The 19,671-nt window shown below is 56.8% G+C and carries 17 protein-coding genes; 14 read left to right on the top strand and 3 right to left on the bottom strand.

What is annotated here, in order from left to right; genetic code table 11:
- The coding region (locus tag ACT3UA_RS01560) for a hypothetical protein (RefSeq protein ID WP_096286613.1) at positions 1 to 367 on the bottom strand (367 nt) is incomplete at its 3' end.
- A gap of 230 nt (positions 368 to 597) precedes the next feature.
- On the opposite strand from ACT3UA_RS01560, the gene ACT3UA_RS01555 reads away from it, so the two are divergent.
- The 13 genes from ACT3UA_RS01555 (at position 598) to secA (ending at position 17,674) form a co-directional block, all read left to right on the top strand.
- Positions 598 to 2,232, top strand: a complete 1,635-nt coding sequence (locus tag ACT3UA_RS01555) for an ABC transporter substrate-binding protein (protein ID WP_096286618.1) — start codon at positions 598 to 600, stop codon at positions 2,230 to 2,232.
- Positions 2,233 to 2,371: 139 nt separating this feature from the next.
- Positions 2,372 to 3,463, top strand: a complete 1,092-nt coding sequence (locus ACT3UA_RS01550; RefSeq protein ID WP_096286611.1) for an ABC transporter permease — start codon at positions 2,372 to 2,374, stop codon at positions 3,461 to 3,463.
- Positions 3,464 to 3,465: 2 nt separating this feature from the next.
- Positions 3,466 to 4,443, top strand: coding sequence for an ABC transporter permease (locus tag ACT3UA_RS01545; protein WP_096286608.1), 978 nt, complete (start codon positions 3,466 to 3,468; stop codon positions 4,441 to 4,443).
- 20 nt (positions 4,444 to 4,463) lie between these two features.
- A complete protein-coding gene (locus ACT3UA_RS01540) occupies positions 4,464 to 6,125 on the top strand; it encodes an ABC transporter ATP-binding protein (protein WP_096286606.1) in 1,662 nt (553 codons plus the stop codon).
- Positions 6,126 to 6,222: 97 nt separating this feature from the next.
- The gene (locus tag ACT3UA_RS01535) at positions 6,223 to 6,594 is read left to right on the top strand and encodes a chorismate mutase (RefSeq protein ID WP_096286604.1); all 372 of its coding nucleotides are present in this window, start codon (positions 6,223 to 6,225) and stop codon (positions 6,592 to 6,594) included.
- Entirely contained in the window at positions 6,587 to 7,639 is a 1,053-nt protein-coding gene (locus ACT3UA_RS01530) for a hypothetical protein (RefSeq protein WP_096286602.1), read from the top strand. The genes ACT3UA_RS01535 and ACT3UA_RS01530 overlap by 8 nt, the downstream gene beginning before the upstream one ends.
- 135 nt (positions 7,640 to 7,774) lie before the next feature.
- Complete coding sequence (gene mtrA, locus ACT3UA_RS01525) at positions 7,775 to 8,455, top strand: MtrAB system response regulator MtrA (RefSeq protein WP_096286600.1); 681 nt, start codon at positions 7,775 to 7,777, stop codon at positions 8,453 to 8,455.
- A gap of 41 nt (positions 8,456 to 8,496) precedes the next feature.
- Positions 8,497 to 10,266, top strand: coding sequence for an MtrAB system histidine kinase MtrB (gene mtrB, locus ACT3UA_RS01520; protein WP_255248446.1), 1,770 nt, complete (start codon positions 8,497 to 8,499; stop codon positions 10,264 to 10,266).
- Positions 10,267 to 10,355: 89 nt separating this feature from the next.
- Positions 10,356 to 11,969 carry an LpqB family beta-propeller domain-containing protein gene (locus tag ACT3UA_RS01515; RefSeq protein ID WP_176484187.1) on the top strand — a complete coding sequence of 538 codons (1,614 nt, stop codon included), beginning with the start codon at positions 10,356 to 10,358 and terminating at the stop codon, positions 11,967 to 11,969.
- Positions 11,970 to 12,026: 57 nt separating this feature from the next.
- Positions 12,027 to 12,812, top strand: coding sequence for a ComF family protein (locus tag ACT3UA_RS01510; RefSeq protein ID WP_096286594.1), 786 nt, complete (start codon positions 12,027 to 12,029; stop codon positions 12,810 to 12,812).
- A gap of 173 nt (positions 12,813 to 12,985) precedes the next feature.
- Entirely contained in the window at positions 12,986 to 13,684 is a 699-nt protein-coding gene (gene hpf, locus ACT3UA_RS01505; RefSeq protein ID WP_096286591.1) for a ribosome hibernation-promoting factor, HPF/YfiA family, read from the top strand.
- A gap of 68 nt (positions 13,685 to 13,752) precedes the next feature.
- Complete coding sequence (locus ACT3UA_RS01500) at positions 13,753 to 14,877, top strand: winged helix-turn-helix domain-containing protein (RefSeq protein ID WP_176484186.1); 1,125 nt, start codon at positions 13,753 to 13,755, stop codon at positions 14,875 to 14,877.
- 133 nt (positions 14,878 to 15,010) lie between these two features.
- Positions 15,011 to 17,674 carry a preprotein translocase subunit SecA gene (gene secA, locus ACT3UA_RS01495; protein ID WP_096286587.1) on the top strand — a complete coding sequence of 888 codons (2,664 nt, stop codon included), beginning with the start codon at positions 15,011 to 15,013 and terminating at the stop codon, positions 17,672 to 17,674.
- Here the strand turns inward: secA and ACT3UA_RS01490 are convergent.
- Together ACT3UA_RS01490 and ACT3UA_RS01485 are read right to left on the bottom strand one after the other, a co-directional pair.
- A complete protein-coding gene (locus tag ACT3UA_RS01490) occupies positions 17,671 to 18,186 on the bottom strand; it encodes an Rv3235 family protein (protein WP_141393541.1) in 516 nt (171 codons plus the stop codon). The genes secA and ACT3UA_RS01490 overlap by 4 nt on opposite strands.
- A 13-nt stretch (positions 18,187 to 18,199) precedes the next feature.
- Entirely contained in the window at positions 18,200 to 18,904 is a 705-nt protein-coding gene (locus tag ACT3UA_RS01485) for a LysM peptidoglycan-binding domain-containing protein (protein WP_096286585.1), read from the bottom strand.
- A gap of 147 nt (positions 18,905 to 19,051) precedes the next feature.
- Between ACT3UA_RS01485 and ACT3UA_RS01480 the strand changes: the two genes are divergently transcribed.
- Entirely contained in the window at positions 19,052 to 19,600 is a 549-nt protein-coding gene (locus ACT3UA_RS01480; protein ID WP_096286583.1) for a hypothetical protein, read from the top strand.
- Positions 19,601 to 19,671: the final 71 nt, after the last annotated feature.

Here is a 19,671-nt window from a genome sequence, read left to right as displayed (position 1 = left end):
ATTCGTTGCCCTCGTCGACAATGCCGAACATGCGTGCGGAAATGTCTTGGTACTCCACGCGGGTCTTTCCAGTCTCCAGTTTCGGAAGCTGGGCGGGAGAGTGAATGGCGCAGTGCACGAAGTCGAAGTTCGGCCACCACTTCTTTGGACGTTCGTATTCGTCTTGCCCGCATACGATGCAGGTCAGGTGGACCCAAACCGGGCGGCTGCCGGCTTTGCGATTAGCCCGCGACTGGACCAGCCAGGCCGGCGGGTTTGCATTGAGCTCGGCAAATTCTTTTTCGCTCATTCGCGAAGGGACGCCATGGCGCTTGGCCATTTCCATGGGAATATCCAACGCAATAGCTGCGTCTCTACGTGTCATCATCGTCTCCAAGCCTAGAGTACGGGGGGCATTCTTAGGTATATGTCATTGCTCTCGCGGCATTAGAAAGCTTCCAATGGCGAAGTCCAGATCACTGGGGAATGCGGCATGGGTCTCACTTTCTGCGCCGAAACCGGAGATTTCATTCGCCTTTCGTGAGCTCCATCACTTAGGCTGTATGAAGCATGTGCTAACTATCACTCCGCATGTTCTACGACAGAGAAGGATTGCTCATGGCCAGCAAAAAGAACGGTATGCGACTCGCAGCTGCCGTTATCGGTATTTCCGCCATCGCGCTGACCGGTTGTACCGGTCCGTCATCAAATGACTCGGGCGGCGACGGATCCGGTGAAGCCAGCAGTGCCCCCATCACCTTGGGCACAACCGATAAAGTAACGTCGCTTGACCCAGCGGCCTCTTACGACAATGGCTCGTTTATGGTCATGAACCAGATCTACCCGTTTGTGCTGAACTCGGAACCGGGCAGCCCAGACCCATCCAATGACTTGGCCGAGTCGGCCGAGTACACCAGCCCTACCGAATTCACCGTTAAGTTGAAGCCGGGATTAAAGTGGGCCAACGGAAATGATCTCGATTCGAAAGATGTAAAGTTCTCCTTCGACCGCCAACTGGAGATCGCGGACCCCAACGGCCCATCATCACTGTTGGGCAACATGGAATCGGTTGAAGCTCCGGACGCCACCACCGTGGTCTTCAAGCTCAAGGTTGCCGAGGACCAGACCTTCCCGCAGGTGCTCACCTCGCCAGTTGGCCCCATCGTCGACGACGAGGTCTTCCCGGCCGACAAGGTTCTCGATGACCAGGAGATCGTGGATGCCAAAGCCTTTGGCGGCCAGTACATCATCGATTCCTACAACAAGAACAACCTGATCTCCTTCACGGAAAATGAAGCCTACCAGGGTGTGCTCGGTGCGCCGGCCAACTCGAAGGCAGCGATCAAGTACTACGCGGATGCCAACAACCTCAAGCTCGAGGTGCAGCAGAACAAGATTGACGTTGCCTGGCGCTCGCTGACCCCAACGGACATCGAAGACCTGGGCAACGAAGAGAGCCTCAGCGTCCACAAGGGCCCGGGTGGCGAACTTCGCTACGTCGTCTTCAACTTCGACTCGATGCCGTACGGAGCAAAGACCGACGACGCCGATGAGGCCAAGTCCCTGGCGGTACGCCAGGCAGCCGCGCATCTGGTAGACCGCCAGGCGATCGCCACAAACGTCTACAAGGACACCTTCACTCCTGCATATTCGTATGTTCCACAGGGATTCACCGGAGCTATCGAACCGCTGAAGGATATGTACGGCACCGATGGCAAGCCAGATGCTGCCAAGGCCAAGAAGGCCTTGGAAGACGCTGGTGTGGAGACCCCGGTGAAGCTCGCGTTGCAGTACAACCCGGATCACTACGGACCGAACTCGGGTGACGAGTACGCACTGGTGGAAAAGCAGCTCGAAGCCGATGGCCTGTTCGACGTTGACTTGAAGTCGACCGAGTGGGTTACCTACCAGAAGCAGCGCGTCACCGACTATCCCGCCTACCAGCTGGGCTGGTTCCCGGACTACTCGGACGCCGACAACTACCTGTCTCCGTTCTTCGCCACCGAGAACTTCCTGTCGAACGGCTACGAGAACGCGGAGGTCGATTCGCTGATTTCCGAGCAGCGCGGCCAGTCCGATGTTGCAGAGCGTACCGCCTCGATCGAGGAGCTACAGCGAATGGTCGCCGAAGACCTGTCCACCTTGCCGCTCTTGCAAGGCTCGCAGGTTGCCGTGGCCGGTAAGGACGTTCAGGGTGTCGAAAAGACCCTGGACGCATCATTCAAGTTCCGCCTAGGTGTGCTGAGCAAGTAATCTCGGCGGCACCGTAAGTACACCGAAGACCAGGGGATCTACCTCAAGTGCAGAACTTCGTGCACCACAGGTAGATCCCCTTGGCATGTCCATTTCGGACCATGCGCCAAAATTCTGATCCTGATACTAAGGACAAAAGATGACAATCACGTCGCAAACGGGCGAAACTCACAGCCCGGCACCTGCGCGCAAGCCAGCGAAGCAGCAGGGCGGAGGATTCCTCCGCTATCTGATTACCCGCTTCCTGCTGATCATTCCCACCGTTTTCATCCTCATCACGGTGGTCTTCTTCCTCATGCGCGTAACCGGTGACCCGATTACCGCTGCCATGGGTGGACGTCTAACTCCAGACCAATTGGCCATACGAATTCATGAGGCCGGCTATGACCGCCCGGTCCTCATCCAGTACATCGAATACCTAGGCCAGGTGTTCACCGGAAATCTCGGACGCACCATGAGCGATAACCGTGCGGTCACCGAGGTCTTGGTGACCTATGGTGCAGCTACCCTAGAACTTGCGGTTAACGCGGTACTCGTCGCGTTGCTTGTGGGCATCCCCTTGGGCCTGGTCGCAGCGAAATTCCGTGACCGTTACCCGGATGCGGTCCTGCGCATCCTGGCAATCCTCTCCTATGCAACCCCGGTCTTCTTCGCCGGCCTGCTGCTCAAGCTGATCTTCGGGGTATGGCTGGATTGGCTCCCGATCAGTGGCCGTGCCGATTGGCAGACCGAACTTGCGCTGACCGGGCTGCAAAACCCTTCGGGCATTTATTGGCTGGATGCCCTGCGCAGCGGCAACCTGAACGCCTTCGGCGACGTAGCCGCCCACGCGGTGCTCCCGGCCTTGGCCTTGGGCCTGCTGACCGGTGGGGTGTTCTTGCGTCTGGTGCGCACCAACGCGATTGGCACACTGGGACGAGAATATGTTGAAGCCGGACGTTCACGCGGCGTCAGCGAATTCCGCCTGGTTACCAAGCACGCCTACCGCCCGGCATTGATTCCCATCATCACCGTGATGGGATTGCAGATCGCCATGCTGCTCGGTGGCGCGGTGCTCACCGAAACCACCTTCGAGTGGGCCGGGCTCGGCTTCAAGCTGGCCGAGTACCTCACCGCCCGAGACTTCGTCGCGGTACAGGGCATTGTGGTGGTGCTGGCCATTATCGTGGCGGTCACCAACTTCATTGTTGACGTCCTTGCGGCCCTGATCGACCCGAGAGTCAGGTACTAATCATGAGCATCCCTTCGATTGCCTCGGCCCGGAAGTCCTGGTTCGCCCGGCTTCCGGTCGTTTCACACCTGCGCATGTCCTCTGGCCTCCAGCGCGGCATGCTGATCGCCGGCCTTGCACTTTCGGCGCTGTTCATTATCTCGGCCCTCTTCGCGCCGTTGATTGCTCCCTTTGATTTCGCCCAATCAGCAGATACGTCCGGCGACTTCCCGCGCCAGGCGGCTCCCGATGACAAGTTCATTTGGGGGACCACCGTCACCGGCTACGATGTCTTCTCCCGCACCATGTACGGTGCGCGAACTGCGATTTGGGTGATTATCGCTGCGGTGCTGATGTCGCTGTTCGTCGGCGTGCTGTTGGGCCTGATCTCCGGTTACCTCGGTGGCTGGTTTGACCGCATCATGGTGGTGCTCGCCGACGCGATCTACGCATTCCCGTCGTTGCTGCTGGCCATCGTGATGTCCATCGTCATCTCACAGGGTCAATCGAGCCTCTGGGGCGGGATCATGGCGGCGGCGATATCGATTACCGTGGTCTTCATCCCGCAATACTTCCGCGTGGTGCGCGCCGAGGTGATGCGCCTGAAAGCCGAACCTTTCGTAGAATCGGCGCAGGTGATCGGCGCCAGTCCGTGGCGCGTGATGACCACGCACCTATTGCGCAACTCGACGCGCACCTTGCCGTTGATCTTCACCCTGAACGCCACCGAGGCGCTGTTGACTCTTGCCGGCCTGGGCTTCCTCGGATTTGGCATCGAACCGACCGCCGCGTCCGAATGGGGCTTCGACCTGAACCGAGCGATGTCCGACGCGACCAGTGGCATCTGGTGGACCGGGCTGTTCCCCGGTCTTGCCATCGTGCTCACGGTCATGGGCTTGACTCTGGTTGGCGAATCGATGAATGACCTCAACGATCCACGGCTGCGTCGCTTCAGCCGCAAGAAGGCACAACGCATCACGCAGGCAGGAGTCGCACGGTGAGTAATAATCTGGAAACTGACATGAACGCCCCAGACGATGTGTTGCGCATCGAGAACCTGAACGTCGACTTTGTCACGGATGCCGGGGCCGTCCCTGCGGTCCGCGGCGTGGATTTGTCGGTCAAGCCAGGGGAGATCCTGGCCATCGTCGGCGAATCCGGATCGGGCAAGTCGGTGACCGCACGTACCGCCTTGGGGATCCTGGCAGAAAATGGTGCCTCGCATGGTGCTGTCTACCTGAAGGGCCAGAATATGCTGACCCTCCAGGGGGCCGCCTTGCGGGCGGCTCGCGGACGAGACGTTTCGATGATCTTTCAGGAGCCATCCACCGCACTGAATCCGGTGTACACCGTTGGCTGGCAAATCATGGAGGGCATCCGCGCGCATACCAAGTTGTCGAAAAAGGAAGCCAAGGCGCGCACCGTCGAGGCGATGCGCCAGGTAGGCATTCCGGATCCGGAACAACGCGTGGATTACTATCCGCACCAGTTCTCCGGCGGGCAGAAGCAGCGAGTGGTGATCGCCGCGGCGCTGGCGCTGGAACCCGAGTTGATCGTGGCCGATGAGCCGACCACCGCGCTGGATGTCACGGTGCAGGCCGAAATCCTGGCTCTGCTGCGGAACCTGCGCGATGAGCTGGGGACCGCAATTGTGATCATCACCCACAATATGGGCGTGGTGGCGGACATCGCGGACCGGGTCATAGTGATGAACCAAGGACAGATTGTCGAACAAGCGACTTCGCGTGAGCTGTTCGAGAACCCGCAGGACCAGTACACCAGAACGCTGCTGGCGGCCGTACCGCATCTGGGACGCAATTCGGCCTCTGCCGGCCTGGAAGAACGGCCCCACGCCCAAGCTGAAGTGCTCGTGGAGGCCAAGGGGCTGCGGGTGCATTTCCCCGGACGTCTCGGAGCTCCTGGATTCACCGCGGTGGACGGAGTGGATCTGAAGATTCACGCCGGTGAGGTTTATGGGCTGGTGGGCGAGTCGGGTTCTGGAAAAACAACCATCGGGCGCAGCATCGCCGGGCTCAATAGGATCACCGATGGTTCGCTGCAGGTGCTCGGCTATGAAATGGCGCAGTTCAAGGAACGCAGCTTCAAGCCGCTGCGCAAGCAGATCGGTTTTGTGTTCCAGGATCCCGCGGCGAGCTTCAACCCGCATCTGACCGTGGGGGAGTGCGTGGCCGAACCGCTGAACGTGCACCGAGAGCTGAACCCCTCACAGACAAGGTCAAAGGTCGCTGCGCTCTTGGAATCCGTGCAGCTGCCCGGCGGCTTTGCCGATCGCTACCCGCATGAGCTCTCTGGCGGCCAACGTCAGCGAGCTTCCTTGGCGCGGGCCTTGGCGCTGGAACCCAAGCTGCTGATCGCCGATGAGCCCACCAGCGCGCTGGACGTGTCGGTGCAGGCGAAGGTACTGGAACTATTCCGTGAATTGCAGGCGGAACTCGGATTCGCCGCCTTGTTCGTCTCCCACGACCTCGCAGTGGTTGACCTGTTGGCTTCTTGGGTGGGCGTCTTGTTCCGGGGGTCGTTGATCGAGGAGGGGCTAGGCTCCAAGGTGCTTTCCGCGCCGCAAAATGCCTACACCCAGCGTTTGATCGCCTCGCTGCCGGTTCCGGATCCTCGCGAACAAGCCGTGCGACGAAAGATCATTGAAGAATTGAACGGCGCCTAGCCTGGATTCCGGATTTTGCCCCGACATCCTTTTTCAGGTTGTCGGGGCAACGTCACTTAATGGGAAATACACGAGATGACCACGTAAACTAAACATCATGAGCGAGCCGAACACTACTGCCCCCATCGAGGAATTCGACCCGCATGCAAGTTCTCTGCCAGGGGAAGTTGAGCAAGAAGTCCTCGACGAGCTGTACGCCATCCGTGGAAGCATCGATAACTTCGATGCCCAGCTGGTCTATCTGCTTGCCGAACGTTTTAAGGCCACGCAACGCGTGGGTCTGCTCAAAGCACGTCATGACCTGCCGCCCAGCGACCTCAATCGTGAAAAGGCGCAGATTCAGCGCTTGCGCACATTGGCCCACGAGGCACACCTTGATCCGGAGTTTGCCGAGAAGTTTTTGAACTTCATCATCTCCGAGGTCATTCGCCACCACCAGAACATTTCGGACGCGCATAAAAATGACTGAAGCAAGTGACGATTTCGCCCGTTCGGATGTCTTCGTCACCTCGTTCTGCCAATTCCCCGGTCAAGATCCGTTGGAGATTCACAAGGTTATCCGCGGGGAACTAGGCGAGCCGAATCTGGCGGTTTTCCCGCAATTAGTGGACCGCGGTATGGGTTCCGATTCTCTGGGTCGAAGCGCCAGCATGGTCAGCGACCTCGGCTTTGACCTGCAACCGCATGGTTGGCGCATCGGGGTCACCGATGGGATTGATGCCCGTCGGGCGCGGAGCTTGTTGCGCAGCGACGAAAACCTCTTGGCTGATGTCATTGGCGCAGAGAAGACACCGGCGACGCGATTGAAGATTTCGACCCTTGGCCCGTGGTCATTGGCAGCCGGGCTCTACCTGCAACACGGCGAACGGGTCCTGATTGATCACGGGGCACGCCGTGATGTCTTGGAGGCTTATGCCGACGGGGTGAAGCAGCAGCTCCTGCGGATGCGCGGGAGCACCACGATTCGAAGATTTACGGTGCAGCTCGATGAGCCGCAGCTGCCCGCTGTGCTCGACGGCGCCTTGCCCACCGCCAGTGGATATCGCACCTTGCGCTCCATTCCGCGACAGGAGGTGCGCGAGGTTTACGCCCGGTTTGTGCAGACGCTTGCCGAGGTCGACGGCACGCAAATAGTCGTTAATCTGCCTAGCTCTGATGAGTTGTGGATCAAACGCGTGGACATCCTGCATCAGGCCGGTGTGCATGGGTATGTGATCGATCCGGCGCGAATGGATCACCGCTCATGGGAGCGCGTCGCAGCTTTGGTAGAAACTGGGGCGCAGATTTACCTTCAGCTACTTGAACCGGGCAAGCGTGCCCCGGGAGTTGTCGACGGAGTGAACAAAGTGCTACGGCCCTGGCGGCAGCTTGGCTTGCCGTTGACGCAGTTAGGCCAGCTAACTCTGATGCCTGCAGGCACGTTTGCCAACGCGAGTGCAAATCAGGTGGTTGAATGCCTGCAACATTTAACCGGTTATGCCCAAGCCTTGGAGCAAACGCGGGTTGACGCGTAGCGGAATACTTGATTTGTGCGGGCACAGCATGAAAATGGGGGTGTGTCATGTATCTTAGGAAGAGTGGGGAAAGTAAAAGTACCCGTATAGGCGACGTGGGTGACGCCACCGTTTTCGGTTTCAGGGGGATGTTGTATGAAGTTTCGGATTTTAGTCGTCGATGATGACGAGGCGTTGTCGGAGATGATCGGCATCGTCTTGCAAAATGATGGCTTCGACGCATCATTTTGCTACGACGGATCCGGCGCAATCGAGGCATTCCGCGAAGCTAATCCCGACCTGGTTCTACTAGACCTGATGTTGCCTGGAATTGACGGCATCGAGGTCTGCAAGCAGATTCGTGCGGAGTCGGACGTTCCGGTGGTCATGCTGACCGCAAAATCTGATACCGCAGATGTTGTTCGTGGTTTGGAATCCGGGGCTGACGATTATGTGCCCAAGCCATTTAAGCCAGCAGAGCTAGTAGCGCGTGTTCGAGCCCGGTTGCGCCCGAATGAAACGCATGTGGCAGAAACTCTGACCGTGGGGGACGTGACAATCGATGTCGCCGGGCACCGCGTGACTCGTGCAGGTAATCAGGTATCCCTCACCCCACTTGAATTCGATCTGTTGGTCACCATGGCACGTAAGCCTTGGCAGGTCTTCAGCCGCGAGCAGCTCTTGGAAGCTGTATGGGGTTACCGCCACGCAGCCGATACGCGTCTGGTGAACGTTCACGTGCAGCGGTTGCGATCCAAGATTGAATTAGACCCTGAGAAACCACAGGTCATTCAGACCATTCGCGGTGTGGGTTACAAGGCTGGTACGGCAAGTTGAGTGAACACGCCACGACCGGAAGCGAGATTGCACCGGTCGAAGTGCGTGCTCAAATTCCTCCGGTAGCTCCTGCATTATTGAGGGTAAGACTTTGGGTCAAACGACCTATTGAATGGATTCGGCAGCGCTGGCAGCGCCACCTGATGTATCGCACGGTGATTTCGACCCTGCTCTTTACCTCCTTGGCGCTGTTGGCAGCCGGTGCTTTTTTGTCCAACCAGATTTCCTCCGCGCTATTCAGCGAACGGTTTAATCAGATTTCAAAAGAATCTGAACGTGGCCTGGCACAGGCGCGCTCAATTCTCGAATCCGCCTCCACCACCGACCGTGTTTCTACCCAGTCCTTGGTGAACTCGACCTTGGCGACACTAGAAGGCGACGGAGCCACGGTGATCCGTGACTTTGTGCTCAAGCCAATTCCGGTCGCCGGTGATGAAAACCTGTATGTAGGACCCACCGCTTCTGGCTCGTTGACTACCCGAGTAGTCCCAGATGACCTGGCCGAAAGCGTGCAGAGCGATTCAGGGATTTTTTGGCGCTCAATCGAACTTGGGGTTGGTTCGGAGATTCAGCCAGGCATTATCATTGGCACCAAGGTGCTGATCCCTCCCGGCCGTGAATATGGGCTGTACCTGGTCTATGACTTATCCAGCGTGCAGGACACTCTGGAATTCATCAACCGTGCCATGGCCTTTACCGGTCTGGTCTTACTGCTAGTCGTTGGCTTTATTTCCTGGTCTGTATCCCGCACCGTAGTGCGTCCTGTTGCGGACGCGGCATATGTATCTGAACGTATTGCCTCGGGCGATCTTGACCGGAGGATGAAGGTCGCTGGCAAGGATGAAGTTGCCAGACTTGGTACTGCCTTCAATCATATGGCGCACTCGCTGCAAGAACAGATCACCCAGCTCAATCACCTCTCGGCCATGCAGCAACGCTTCGTTTCTGACGTTTCCCACGAATTGCGCACCCCGCTGACCACGGTGCGTATGGCCGCTGAATTAATTCATGATGCTCGCGAGAACTTTGATCCGCTCACCGCCCGTTCAGCAGAGCTCATGTATGAGCAGATTGAACGTTTCCAGAACCTTCTCAATGACCTTTTGGAAGTTTCCAGATTCGACGCCGGTGTAGCGGTCCTTGATCGAGAGTCCACCGACCTGAACGTCATCGTACGAAAGGTGATCGACACCGCGACACCCGTGGCCGATGAATACGGATCGATTATCCGGTTCAACGCCCCGGCCGAGGGATGCGTGGCGGAATTCGACCCGCGCCGAGTTGAGCGTGTGGTGCGAAACCTCGTGTTAAACGCCGTAGAACATGGCGAACAGAACCCCATCGATATCGCCATCGGCCAGAACGAAAGTTCGGTCGCGGTGACCGTACGAGATTACGGCATCGGGATGAGTCCTGAGGCCTGCAAACATGTCTTCGATCGCTTCTGGCGTGCGGATCCTGCGCGCGCCCGGACTACCGGCGGTTCGGGGTTGGGCCTGTCCATTTCAATGGAAGATACCCGGCTGCATGACGGACGCCTGGAAGCCTGGGGAAAGAAGGGCGTGGGCTCGGCATTCCGCTTGACCTTGCCGCGGACCGCCCACGACGCGATTACCTCATCCCCACTTCCGCTGGAACCTCCGGTGACAGAAGAAATTCTCGGTCTGCTCGGTGATTCCTTCCCGTTGACCGGTGAGGTGCCGAAAATCGGCTACACGCCGCTGGTCTTGGACGACGAAGATATACTTATCGAGGACGAAATCTTCCCCAAGCCGGTGGATCCATCCGCGAATCCGGGGGAGGGCAAATAATGCGCTTACGGTTGCTGAGAGTTCTGACAATCGTATTTACCGGGCTGCTCATACTTTCAAGCTGCGCCGCCATCCCGCGTAATTCGACCGTGCAGAAGATTGAAGCCGAATCCGACCAGGGGGAATCGCAGCCTTTTCGCTTTGACGCCCAAGGGCCAACGGAAGGGGCAGATGCACGCCGCATCGTCGAAGGCTTCGTCGAAGCTGGCCGATCGGTCCTCGAAGATTATGCGCTATCGCGGGAATTCATGACCCCTGAGCTGGGAGCCGACTGGCGCGGAAATACCCGCACGCTGATCTATGAGGCGATGAACGTTCTGACCGGTGCGGAAAGTAACCGATACACGGTGCAACTGGAAATATCCGGCGAGGTTGACGCGATGGGTGTTTACACCCAAGAACCAGAGCATTCAACGCGCGCCGTTGACGTGGAACTGACCCAGGTGGACAACCAATGGCGGATTTCCAAGGCGCCGGACGGGATCATGCTGGAATCGAGTTCCTTCAGCAAGATCTTCGCACCGCAAACTATTTATTTCTACGACGCCAGCTACCAATATTTGGTGCCTGATGTCCGTTGGTTTACCTCGGGCGCGGGTACGACAACGTCTATGGTGGAAGCCTTGCTGGCTGGTCCGGCGCCATATCTGCAGAACGCCGTCGTTTCAGCCTTTTCTCCGGCAAGTACGCTCGTGCGTTCGGCTGTGCCGGTGCGCGATGGAACGGCGACGGTTGCTCTCAGCGCCGAGAGCATCAGCGAAGCCTCTGATCACTCGAAACAGCTCATGCAGCAACAACTTGAAAAAACGCTATCTCCATTGTCCTCTGTGAGTATCGTGCGCATGCTTCAAGATGAAACCGAAGTGACCTTGGGAGCGCCGTCGGCAAACTTTGTGCCTGCGCTGATCAACCCGAGTACCCCGGACACGCTGATCGCGATTTCCAATGAATCGCTGGTTTACGTCAAAGGGCGATCGATTATCCCCGTTGGCGGAGTCCCGGATATTTCAGCGTTCCACCCTCGCCATCCAGCCATGTCCGCGGTGGGCAATCGGTATGCCTTCCTCAATGGCAAGAGCACGCAATTGATGACGATCAGCGAGAGTGGAAGCGTCAGCGTGGCGGCCCAAGGCGGCGCCTTAATCCGACCCTCGATGGACATCGCGGGCTGGACCTGGACGGCGGACAACGCTGCGGAACATCCACTGCTGGTGGTGCCCGAAGATGTGGCCGGACAGGGCGAAGTGCGTCCGATCAGCGTCTCCTGGCTCGAAGACACCAAAGTCAGTTCCTTGGCTATCTCGCGTGATGGCGCACGTGCGTTGATCGTGGCCGAAGAAAATAACGAAGCTAAGGTGTACGTCGCCGGCATCGTGCGCGACGCCGATGGTGTGCCACGCGGACTGACCGATGAGCCAATGGAAATCTTCGCAAATGTGCCAGTCTCCGCGGCCGTGTGGGACTCTGATCGTTCAATCATCGTGGCCGAGCTGAGCGCTACCGAACAGGTTGCAGCGGAACAAATCACTTTCGAGCATGGATCTGAACGGTTGGGTTTGCTGCTTGGCATGAGCGGCATAACCTCTGGTGTCGGAGATCGCCGACCGGTGTATGCGGAAACGAGCGAGGAACTTTACACGCGAGTGGGCAATTCATGGCATGCCCTTGACGACTATGCCAAAGACGTTTCATACCCAGGCTGAATTCACAGTTGGCGACTAGTATTCGAGCGCAAGGAGTTGCAGCGACATCCTTGAAGCATGTCACCCCAACTCCATTTTGCTGGCTTACTTGATGCGCTCGTTCATGCGCGGAGCACTGGATGGATCATTCATTCGGTGCGCGAGACACTGAACCTACTTTTACCTACGACATGCGCAATTTGCGAGCGTGCGGATTTTAGGCTTTGCCCCGAATGCCGACACAAGATTCATCAGCAGCTGTTTTTGCCTCCATTGGGGGATCAGCTGCAGTTCTATATTGAGCTACCCAGTACGCAGTGGCAGATGCCGGTCAGCGCCAGCGGTATCTACAGCAACGAACTGGCACGAGCCATCTTGGCCTATAAGAATCAACAAAGACATTTCTTAGGCCAAGAGTTCGCACCTTTCCTGGCAGCCGCGATTAACACCGCCTGCCCTCCAAGATTATTAGGCCGGCCCACGCTGGTGGTGCCCATGCCCAGCTCCGTACGTGCCCTGAGCACTCGCGGATACCGTCCTGTAGAGGTCATGCTGAAAATGGCACAGCGCCGGGGGCTGCTAGGTGAGCACACCCGGACCTCAGCGGTGCTTCATTATCGTTTCAGCCAGCTTCTTGGCGGGCAGCAAAAGAGTAAAGCTGGGCCCGCCCGACGTAGCGGTGACTCACGGCTGATTGCGGAAATTCCGAAATATTCGAGACAGCCGATAATCCTCGTCGACGATGTGACGACTACCGGGTCTACGCTACGCAGGGCGGCACTTGCTTGTATTGAAGCGGGTTACGAGGTGATCGGCGCTGTGGTCCTGGCCTTCACAAAACCTCCTAGCGATAACGGGGACTAGCCAATTTCGCTGAACGCGATATGAAATCTGGCCGTTTGGTACTTGAATCCTGCCGGATGTGGCATAGGGTGAAGTATGGGTTGCATCACAGATGCAGCGAAGGCCCATCTTCAGCCTCTGGGGGAGGAAAACCCCGGGCTGTTGTGTCACCCGACTCCCTATTGGAGGACACCATGGAGCTGAATTACAGCGGACGTAATATCACCGTCTCGGATCGATTCCGTGAGTACGTTGACGAGAAAATCACCAAGGTCGACCAGCTGGCCAGCAAGATTCAGCGCATCGATGTGAAAGTCGTCAAGGAAGCACACGCCCGCAACCAGAGCACCGCGCTCAGCGTCGAACTGACGGTCGTTTCCCGGGGCCCCGCAATTCGGGCGGAAGCTCGCGGAGCAGATAAATTTGCGGCGTTCGACATCGCATTCGCAAAGCTCCTCGAACGATTGCGCAAAGCACGGGACAAGCGGAAGGTTCATCGTGGAAACCATGCGCCAATGGCTGTCCACGAGGCGACTAGCTCGCTACCCGTAGCGCCAAGCGACAAATCTTTGGTGCAGGAGACGCTCGAAGCCCAGGCAAATGCAGAAGCCGAGGCAAATGCGAAGGAAGCGGAATATTCGCCGGTCGTCATTCGCCGTAAGGTCTTCCCCGCTGAAGTCATGAGCGTTGATGACGCAGTTGATCGCATGGAACTCGTTGGTCACCCCTTCTATTTGTTCATCGATGAAGCTACCGGTGCTCATTCGGTCGTCTACGGACGTACCCAGTATCAGTACGGCGTCATCACCCTCGACCCTTCGTTGGGTGAAAACGACGAATTGCCAACCGAAGTTCGCGGCTACCGCGATAAGGCTCTGGCTAACGAGGGCTAATCATTAACATCTCGCACGACCTGGGCGGTCAACGCACTCTGGGCTTATCTCAAGCCCGAAGAATTGCGTTGGCCGCCCAAGGTCTGTCTCGACCACGCAAGCAGACCAAGGTATCCCAGCGCCACCTTGTAGGGGTTCTTGACGCAATCGGGCAATTGCAGATTGACTCCATCAACGTCGTCAGCAGGGCGCACTATGTCCCATTGTTCGCTCGACTTGGACACTACGACACCCAACTGCTGGATGCCTTGGTGTCGCAACGGCATGGACCGGCAACCGAATACTGGGCACATGAGGCAAGCTATGTGCGTAGCGAGCTCGTGGCGGATCTCGTGCCCTGGCAACGCCGTCGCTGGGTTGATCGTTCGGAGCAATTCGATGGCGAATTGAAGGACCTGAGCAGCCGGGTGATGGAACACCTCTCGTTGCACCCGGGTACTAGCGCACGCCAGCTGAGTGCCTCGCTGGGAGTCAACCCCATGAAGGAACGAAACCACTGGGGATGGAACTGGAATGACACCAAGATTGTCACCGAAGCACTATTTGCGCAGGGGCGGATTCTTGCATTGGGTCGCAACGCGCAGTTCGAGCGATTATTTGCACTGAGCCACGATGTCTTGCCGGAGCTGCCGGAGGTCGACCAAGAGCATAAATATCAGGCGCTACGTCGGCTAGTTGTAGAGTCGCTGACTGCTCAGGGCATTGGTACAAAGCATTGCGTTGCCGAATACTTCAGATTGCCAATTCGTGAGGTCAAAGCAGCGTTGGAATCCCTGGCTGAGGAGGGACTGGTGGAACGCGTGCAAGTTGAACGCTTGGCAGAGACGTGTTTCATGATTCCCGGTACGAAGATCCCTCGGAAGATCGCACCGGACCTGCGCTTATTGGCGCCATTTGATTCGATGGTATTCAACCGCAAGCGGCTAGAACGCTTCTTTGATTTCGAATACCGAGTCGAAATCTATGTTCCCAAAGAGAAACGTCGCTATGGTTATTATGTTTTTCCAATGCTTTACGGGGAGCGCTTCGTTGGTAGGGTCGATTTGAAAGCCGACCGCGCGAAGGGCGAATTGCAGGTAAATTCGGTGCATTATGAGGCGCACGCACCGAACGAAGTTGCTGCTGCCTTGGAAATTGAACTCGGACGAATGGCGCGCTGGCTCGCCTTGGACAGCGTGAAATACAGGCTGTGAACGGCCTGTTAGCGCAGTTCCTATTTACAGGCAGAACACCAAACCACCCCGGGAAATAGCAAGTTGTGCTGATTTCCTCACGTAGACTAAAGACGCCAGAATTTACTGTGCTTGAGATATTGGGAGCTACCACGTGGCATCATTGCTAGAACGTATTTTGCGTACCGGCGACAAGAAGATTCTAAAGACTCTTCGAGCTTACGCCGACACGATCAATACGTTGGAAGACGAATTTCGCGACATGTCGGACGAGGAGCTTAAAGCCGAGACCGATAAGTTCCGTGCTCGTTTAGCAGAAGGCGAAAGTCTTGAAGCATTGCTTCCGGAAGCTTTCGCGGCCGTTCGCGAGGCCTCAGACCGAGTTCTGGGCATGCGCCACTTCGACGTCCAGCTCATGGGTGGCGCCGCACTGCACCTGGGTAATATCGCAGAAATGCGTACCGGTGAAGGCAAGACCTTGGTTGCGACTGCGCCAGCTTATCTAAATGCCCTGTCCGGCAAGGGCGTGCACGTGGTGACCACCAACGACTTCCTCGCGCAGTACCAGTCGGATCTTATGGGACGTGTTTTCCGATTCCTCGGCCTGAGCTGTGGTTGCATCTTGTCCAATATGGATCCAGCCGCACGGCGCAAACAGTACGAGAACGACATTACATACGGAACGAACAACGAATTCGGATTCGATTATCTGCGCGACAACATGGCATGGAACAAGACCGAACTTGTTCAGCGCGGACACAACTTTGTGATCGTTGATGAGGTCGACTCGATTCTGATCGACGAGGCGCGTACGCCGTTGATCATTTCGGGCCAAGCATCAGGGGATGTGAACCGCTGGTACACCGAGTTCGCCAAGATCGTCAAACGCCTCGACCGTGAGGACGACTATGAAGTCGACGAAAAGAAGCGCACTATCGGTGTGCTCGAAGATGGTATCGAGAAGGTTGAAGACTATCTTGGCATCGACAACCTGTACGAATCGAATAACACCCCGCTGATCGGCTTCCTGAACAACGCAATCAAGGCCAAGGAACTGTTCAAAAAAGACAAGGACTACGTCGTTGTCAAGGACGAAGTCATGATTGTCGATGAACATACCGGACGTGCCCTTGAAGGCCGCCGCTATTCCGAAGGCATGCACCAGGCCATCGAAGCCAAGGAAGGTGTCAGCATCAAGGCTGAGAATCAGACCTTGGCGACCATCACCTTGCAGAACTACTTCCGCATGTACGACAAGATCTCCGGCATGACCGGTACCGCGCAGACTGAAGCCGCCGAATTTATGGGCACCTACAAACTCGGTGTCGTCGAAATTCCAACAAACCGCCCGGCCATACGAAACGATCAGGCCGACCTGATCTACAAGAATGAAGTTTCCAAATTCAATGCGGTCGTCGAAGACATCGCCGAACGCCACGGAAGCGGACAGCCCATCCTGGTGGGTACCACCAGCGTTGAAAAAAGCGAGTACTTGTCTAGGCTGCTCTCCAAGGGCGGTATTCGCCACGAGGTTCTGAACGCTAAACAGCACGCACGCGAAGCTGCCGTCGTTGCCATGGCGGGTCGTAAAAATGGCGTCACCGTCTCCACCAACATGGCCGGCCGTGGTACCGATATTATGCTCGGTGGCAACGCCGAGTTCCTGGCCGTCGCCGAGATGGAACGCCGGGGATTGGATCCGGAGAACCATCCGGAGGAATACAACAAGGTTTGGGATGAGGTCTTTGCGAAAGCCAAGGCCACCGTAGCAAGCGAAGCCGACGAGGTCACCGCGCTCGGTGGGCTGTACGTGCTTGGCACCGAACGCCACGAATCGCGGCGAATCGACAACCAGTTGCGTGGTCGTGCGGGCCGTCAGGGTGACCCGGGTGAGTCCCGGTTCTACCTCTCAATGACCGATGACCTGATGCGACGGTTCAACTCCGGTATGGCTGAGCGCATCATGAATAATCCGTCGATGCCAGACGATGTGGCCCTGGAATCCAAAATGGTCTCCAAAGCCATCGAATCCGCTCAGGCACAGGTCGAGGGCGTAAATGCCGAACAGCGCAAGAACGTGCTGAAATACGATGACGTGATGAACCGCCAGCGTGAAGCAATCTACGCCGATCGCCGCGCGATCCTAGAAGGCGAAAATATCGACGAGAAGGTCAACCACTTCCTCGAAGACGTCGTGAAATCCATGGTCAATGAGGTCACTCTGGTTGGTAACCCAGATGATTGGGACCTGAAGCAGCTATGGACAAACCTCAAGCAGCTTTACCCGATCGGTCTAACGATCGATGAAGTAGTCGAGGAAGTGCACGGCGTTGGGCATCTAACTCCGCAGTTCTTGGAAACCGAGATTCTCTCTGACGCAAAGTACCAGTATGAACTGCGCGAAAAGGCCATTGGCGCCGAAGTCCTAAGAGATCTCGAACGTCGCGTCGTGCTGTCCACGATCGGCCGAAAGTGGCAAGAGCACCTGTACGAGATGGACTATCTCAAGGAAGGCATCGGTCTGCGCGCCATGGCGCAACGCGATCCGCTGGTTGAATACCAGCGCGAGGGATACACCATGTTCCAGACCATGATGGAGTCCATCCGCGAGGAAAGCATCGGAACCCTGTTCAACCTCGATGTGCCGTCCGGCTCGGAAACGACTCAGGAATCCTCCGGTGCAGTGGGCGAACCGGCAGCTCCGAAGAACTTGCAGTTCACCGGGCCTGACGAGGACGGCGAAGCCAGTACCCAGGCCAAGCAAGCTTCGAATCCGGCCAAAGCGGCCAAAAAGAACAAGAAGACTAAGCGCCGCTAAAGCATTTCAACACTGGTGATTTGCCATCGTCCGTGCCAAGGCTCAATTCTGAGAGCTACGGCGCGGACGCGGTGTTTAAAGGCCACGATGACAGAGCATTCGTAGGCTCCGGATATCGTAGGCCACAGGTGCAGCGAACGTACCTCGCCGTGGCTGGTGCCCGGCATCGGCTGGACTGTGTAGCCGCCGGTTTGCAGAATTGCCTGCGAACGAAGTTTTTTTACACATTCGGGGTCCATCACAAAAGTCAATTGACTTACCGAACGATATCCAGCGATGATCTCGAAGACCGCTCTGGACACCGCATGAGAGAGTTCGATGACGGTCTTGCGTTCGGATGGTGCAATCGCCGGTCGATGAAATATACGATCCATTGCCAACGAAATTTGCTGTGGTGATCTGTTGGCACTGAGCTGGCGATGATCTGCGGTGAAGCGTAGCGGTGTGTTTGGGCAGATGCCTGCCCTAGTATTTCTTGTCCGGCTGACAAGTATTTCTGACTCGATGCTCACTGTGATTTCCTCCTTAGTCGGTTTTGGGCAGCTGCAGTTCGATACCAAGCCGCAGCAGATTCGGATCCTCCCCAATCACCTCGCGATTCAGCTCATATATTTGCGGCCAAAGCTCGGCAATTTCCGCAGCGGATCCGTGTTTGTTGAGCAAGTCGTTGGCGATGCTCCATAGGGTTTGCCCGGATGCGACGACTACATGATCCGATGGAGCAGAGGCACTTTTTCGGTTATTCCCGGATCCCAGAAGTCGGTTCATGGGAATGCTCAGTGAGCCAGGAAACCAGCCCGGTGTAGGGACTTCGGTAGCTGGCTGTGCTGAGGACGGTTCGGGCCCGTGCTCCAACGACGCCAGCTGCCCGGTTTGGTGGTGCGAAATATCCGTGGGAGGAGTCGTCGCGCCGTAGGCAATGCTGGTTCCGGACAGTGCCAACGTTGTTCCTAAGATCGATCCCACGGCACGGCGAGTCAAGCTAGGGGCCAAACGGGTCAACAATTCCAAGAAGCCGCTATGCCCGTGGCGTGCCGCGTAAATTGCTGCGCGCAGGAGAGCATAAAAAATTAGATACGCACCAAAGAGGACTCCGGTGCCAAGCAGAAATAACACCAGTAAGTTCTGCGACGGGTCGCCGGCTGGGTCGAAGTGAGGCCGCGAACGTACAGCCCATTCGGTCAAGGTCAACAGGATGACCAACGTTGCACCAACCAGCAGTCCAACCATGAAAGTCTTCCTTAAGTGGAGCATCGTTCTCGCCTCTTTTTTATGTGATTTGATGCAATTTGATGTTGTTAGATATAGATGATGACACTTTATTTGATTTTATGGAAGAGGGTTCCCTGAAAAACTCTTCTCTCGTACAGTGGGCGCATGCGATGGGATTCCCTTTTCGAAGATCTTGAGGCGCAGGCCGAGGCCCAGTTGGCGGCACAGTTCCGCGAAGAGGTAGCGGAAGGTATTCGTATCGAACGCGCTACAGAGCAAATGCATGAGCGCTTGCTTCGGATTCAAGGATCGGCAGTTGCCGTGAAGCTGGCCGGCGAATACGAAATTAACGCAAGGCTTGGCCCCATCGGTAAAGACTATTTCTGCCTTGAAAATGGAGGTAAGCGTTGGCTGGTGAAGAACTTCGCGCTGCGGTCACTGGAAATGTCGCAGATCGGGTCTAACCTCGAAGGGCGCTTGTCGCCAGTTAAATTCTCCACGGTGGTTCGCGGCGTGCTACGTGATCGCCAACGAACCTTGGCCTATGACATCAACGGCAAGCCAGTAGCCGAAGGAACCTTGTCGCAGGTAGGTAAAGACTTTCTCATCATGGCGATTCATCCCAGAGACGATTACGCGCGAGATCGAAGTATCACCGGCTATCAGCTCTTGCCTCTGGAAACGGTCGGCTGGGTCCAAGTCGTTGATATCTAATAATCCACAGGCCTCGGAATAGGTCTTCACACCAACCGAAACTTGTCGTAGGCTCTCGAAACAAGTAGCTA

Origin of the sequence: Glutamicibacter sp. 363, from assembly GCF_052379505.1 — a bacterium.
Classification (GTDB): Bacteria; Actinomycetota; Actinomycetes; order Actinomycetales; family Micrococcaceae; genus Glutamicibacter.
This window is presented reverse-complemented; position numbering and strand designations above follow the sequence as displayed.

Coding starts and splice junctions, on each gene's coding strand:
- ACT3UA_RS01530 (WP_096286602.1), top strand. CDS start 6,587: ATGACTGAAGCAAGTGACGATTTCGCCCGTTCGGATGTCTTCGTCACC.
- ACT3UA_RS01480 (WP_096286583.1), top strand. CDS start 19,052: ATGCGATGGGATTCCCTTTTCGAAGATCTTGAGGCGCAGGCCGAGGCC.
- ACT3UA_RS01535 (WP_096286604.1), top strand. CDS start 6,223: ATGAGCGAGCCGAACACTACTGCCCCCATCGAGGAATTCGACCCGCAT.
- ACT3UA_RS01540 (WP_096286606.1), top strand. CDS start 4,464: ATGAACGCCCCAGACGATGTGTTGCGCATCGAGAACCTGAACGTCGAC.
- ACT3UA_RS01545 (WP_096286608.1), top strand. CDS start 3,466: ATGAGCATCCCTTCGATTGCCTCGGCCCGGAAGTCCTGGTTCGCCCGG.
- ACT3UA_RS01510 (WP_096286594.1), top strand. CDS start 12,027: ATGTCACCCCAACTCCATTTTGCTGGCTTACTTGATGCGCTCGTTCAT.
- ACT3UA_RS01485 (WP_096286585.1), bottom strand. CDS start 18,904: ATGGTTGGACTGCTGGTTGGTGCAACGTTGGTCATCCTGTTGACCTTG.
- hpf (WP_096286591.1), top strand. CDS start 12,986: ATGGAGCTGAATTACAGCGGACGTAATATCACCGTCTCGGATCGATTC.
- mtrA (WP_096286600.1), top strand. CDS start 7,775: ATGAAGTTTCGGATTTTAGTCGTCGATGATGACGAGGCGTTGTCGGAG.
- ACT3UA_RS01550 (WP_096286611.1), top strand. CDS start 2,372: ATGACAATCACGTCGCAAACGGGCGAAACTCACAGCCCGGCACCTGCG.
- ACT3UA_RS01555 (WP_096286618.1), top strand. CDS start 598: ATGGCCAGCAAAAAGAACGGTATGCGACTCGCAGCTGCCGTTATCGGT.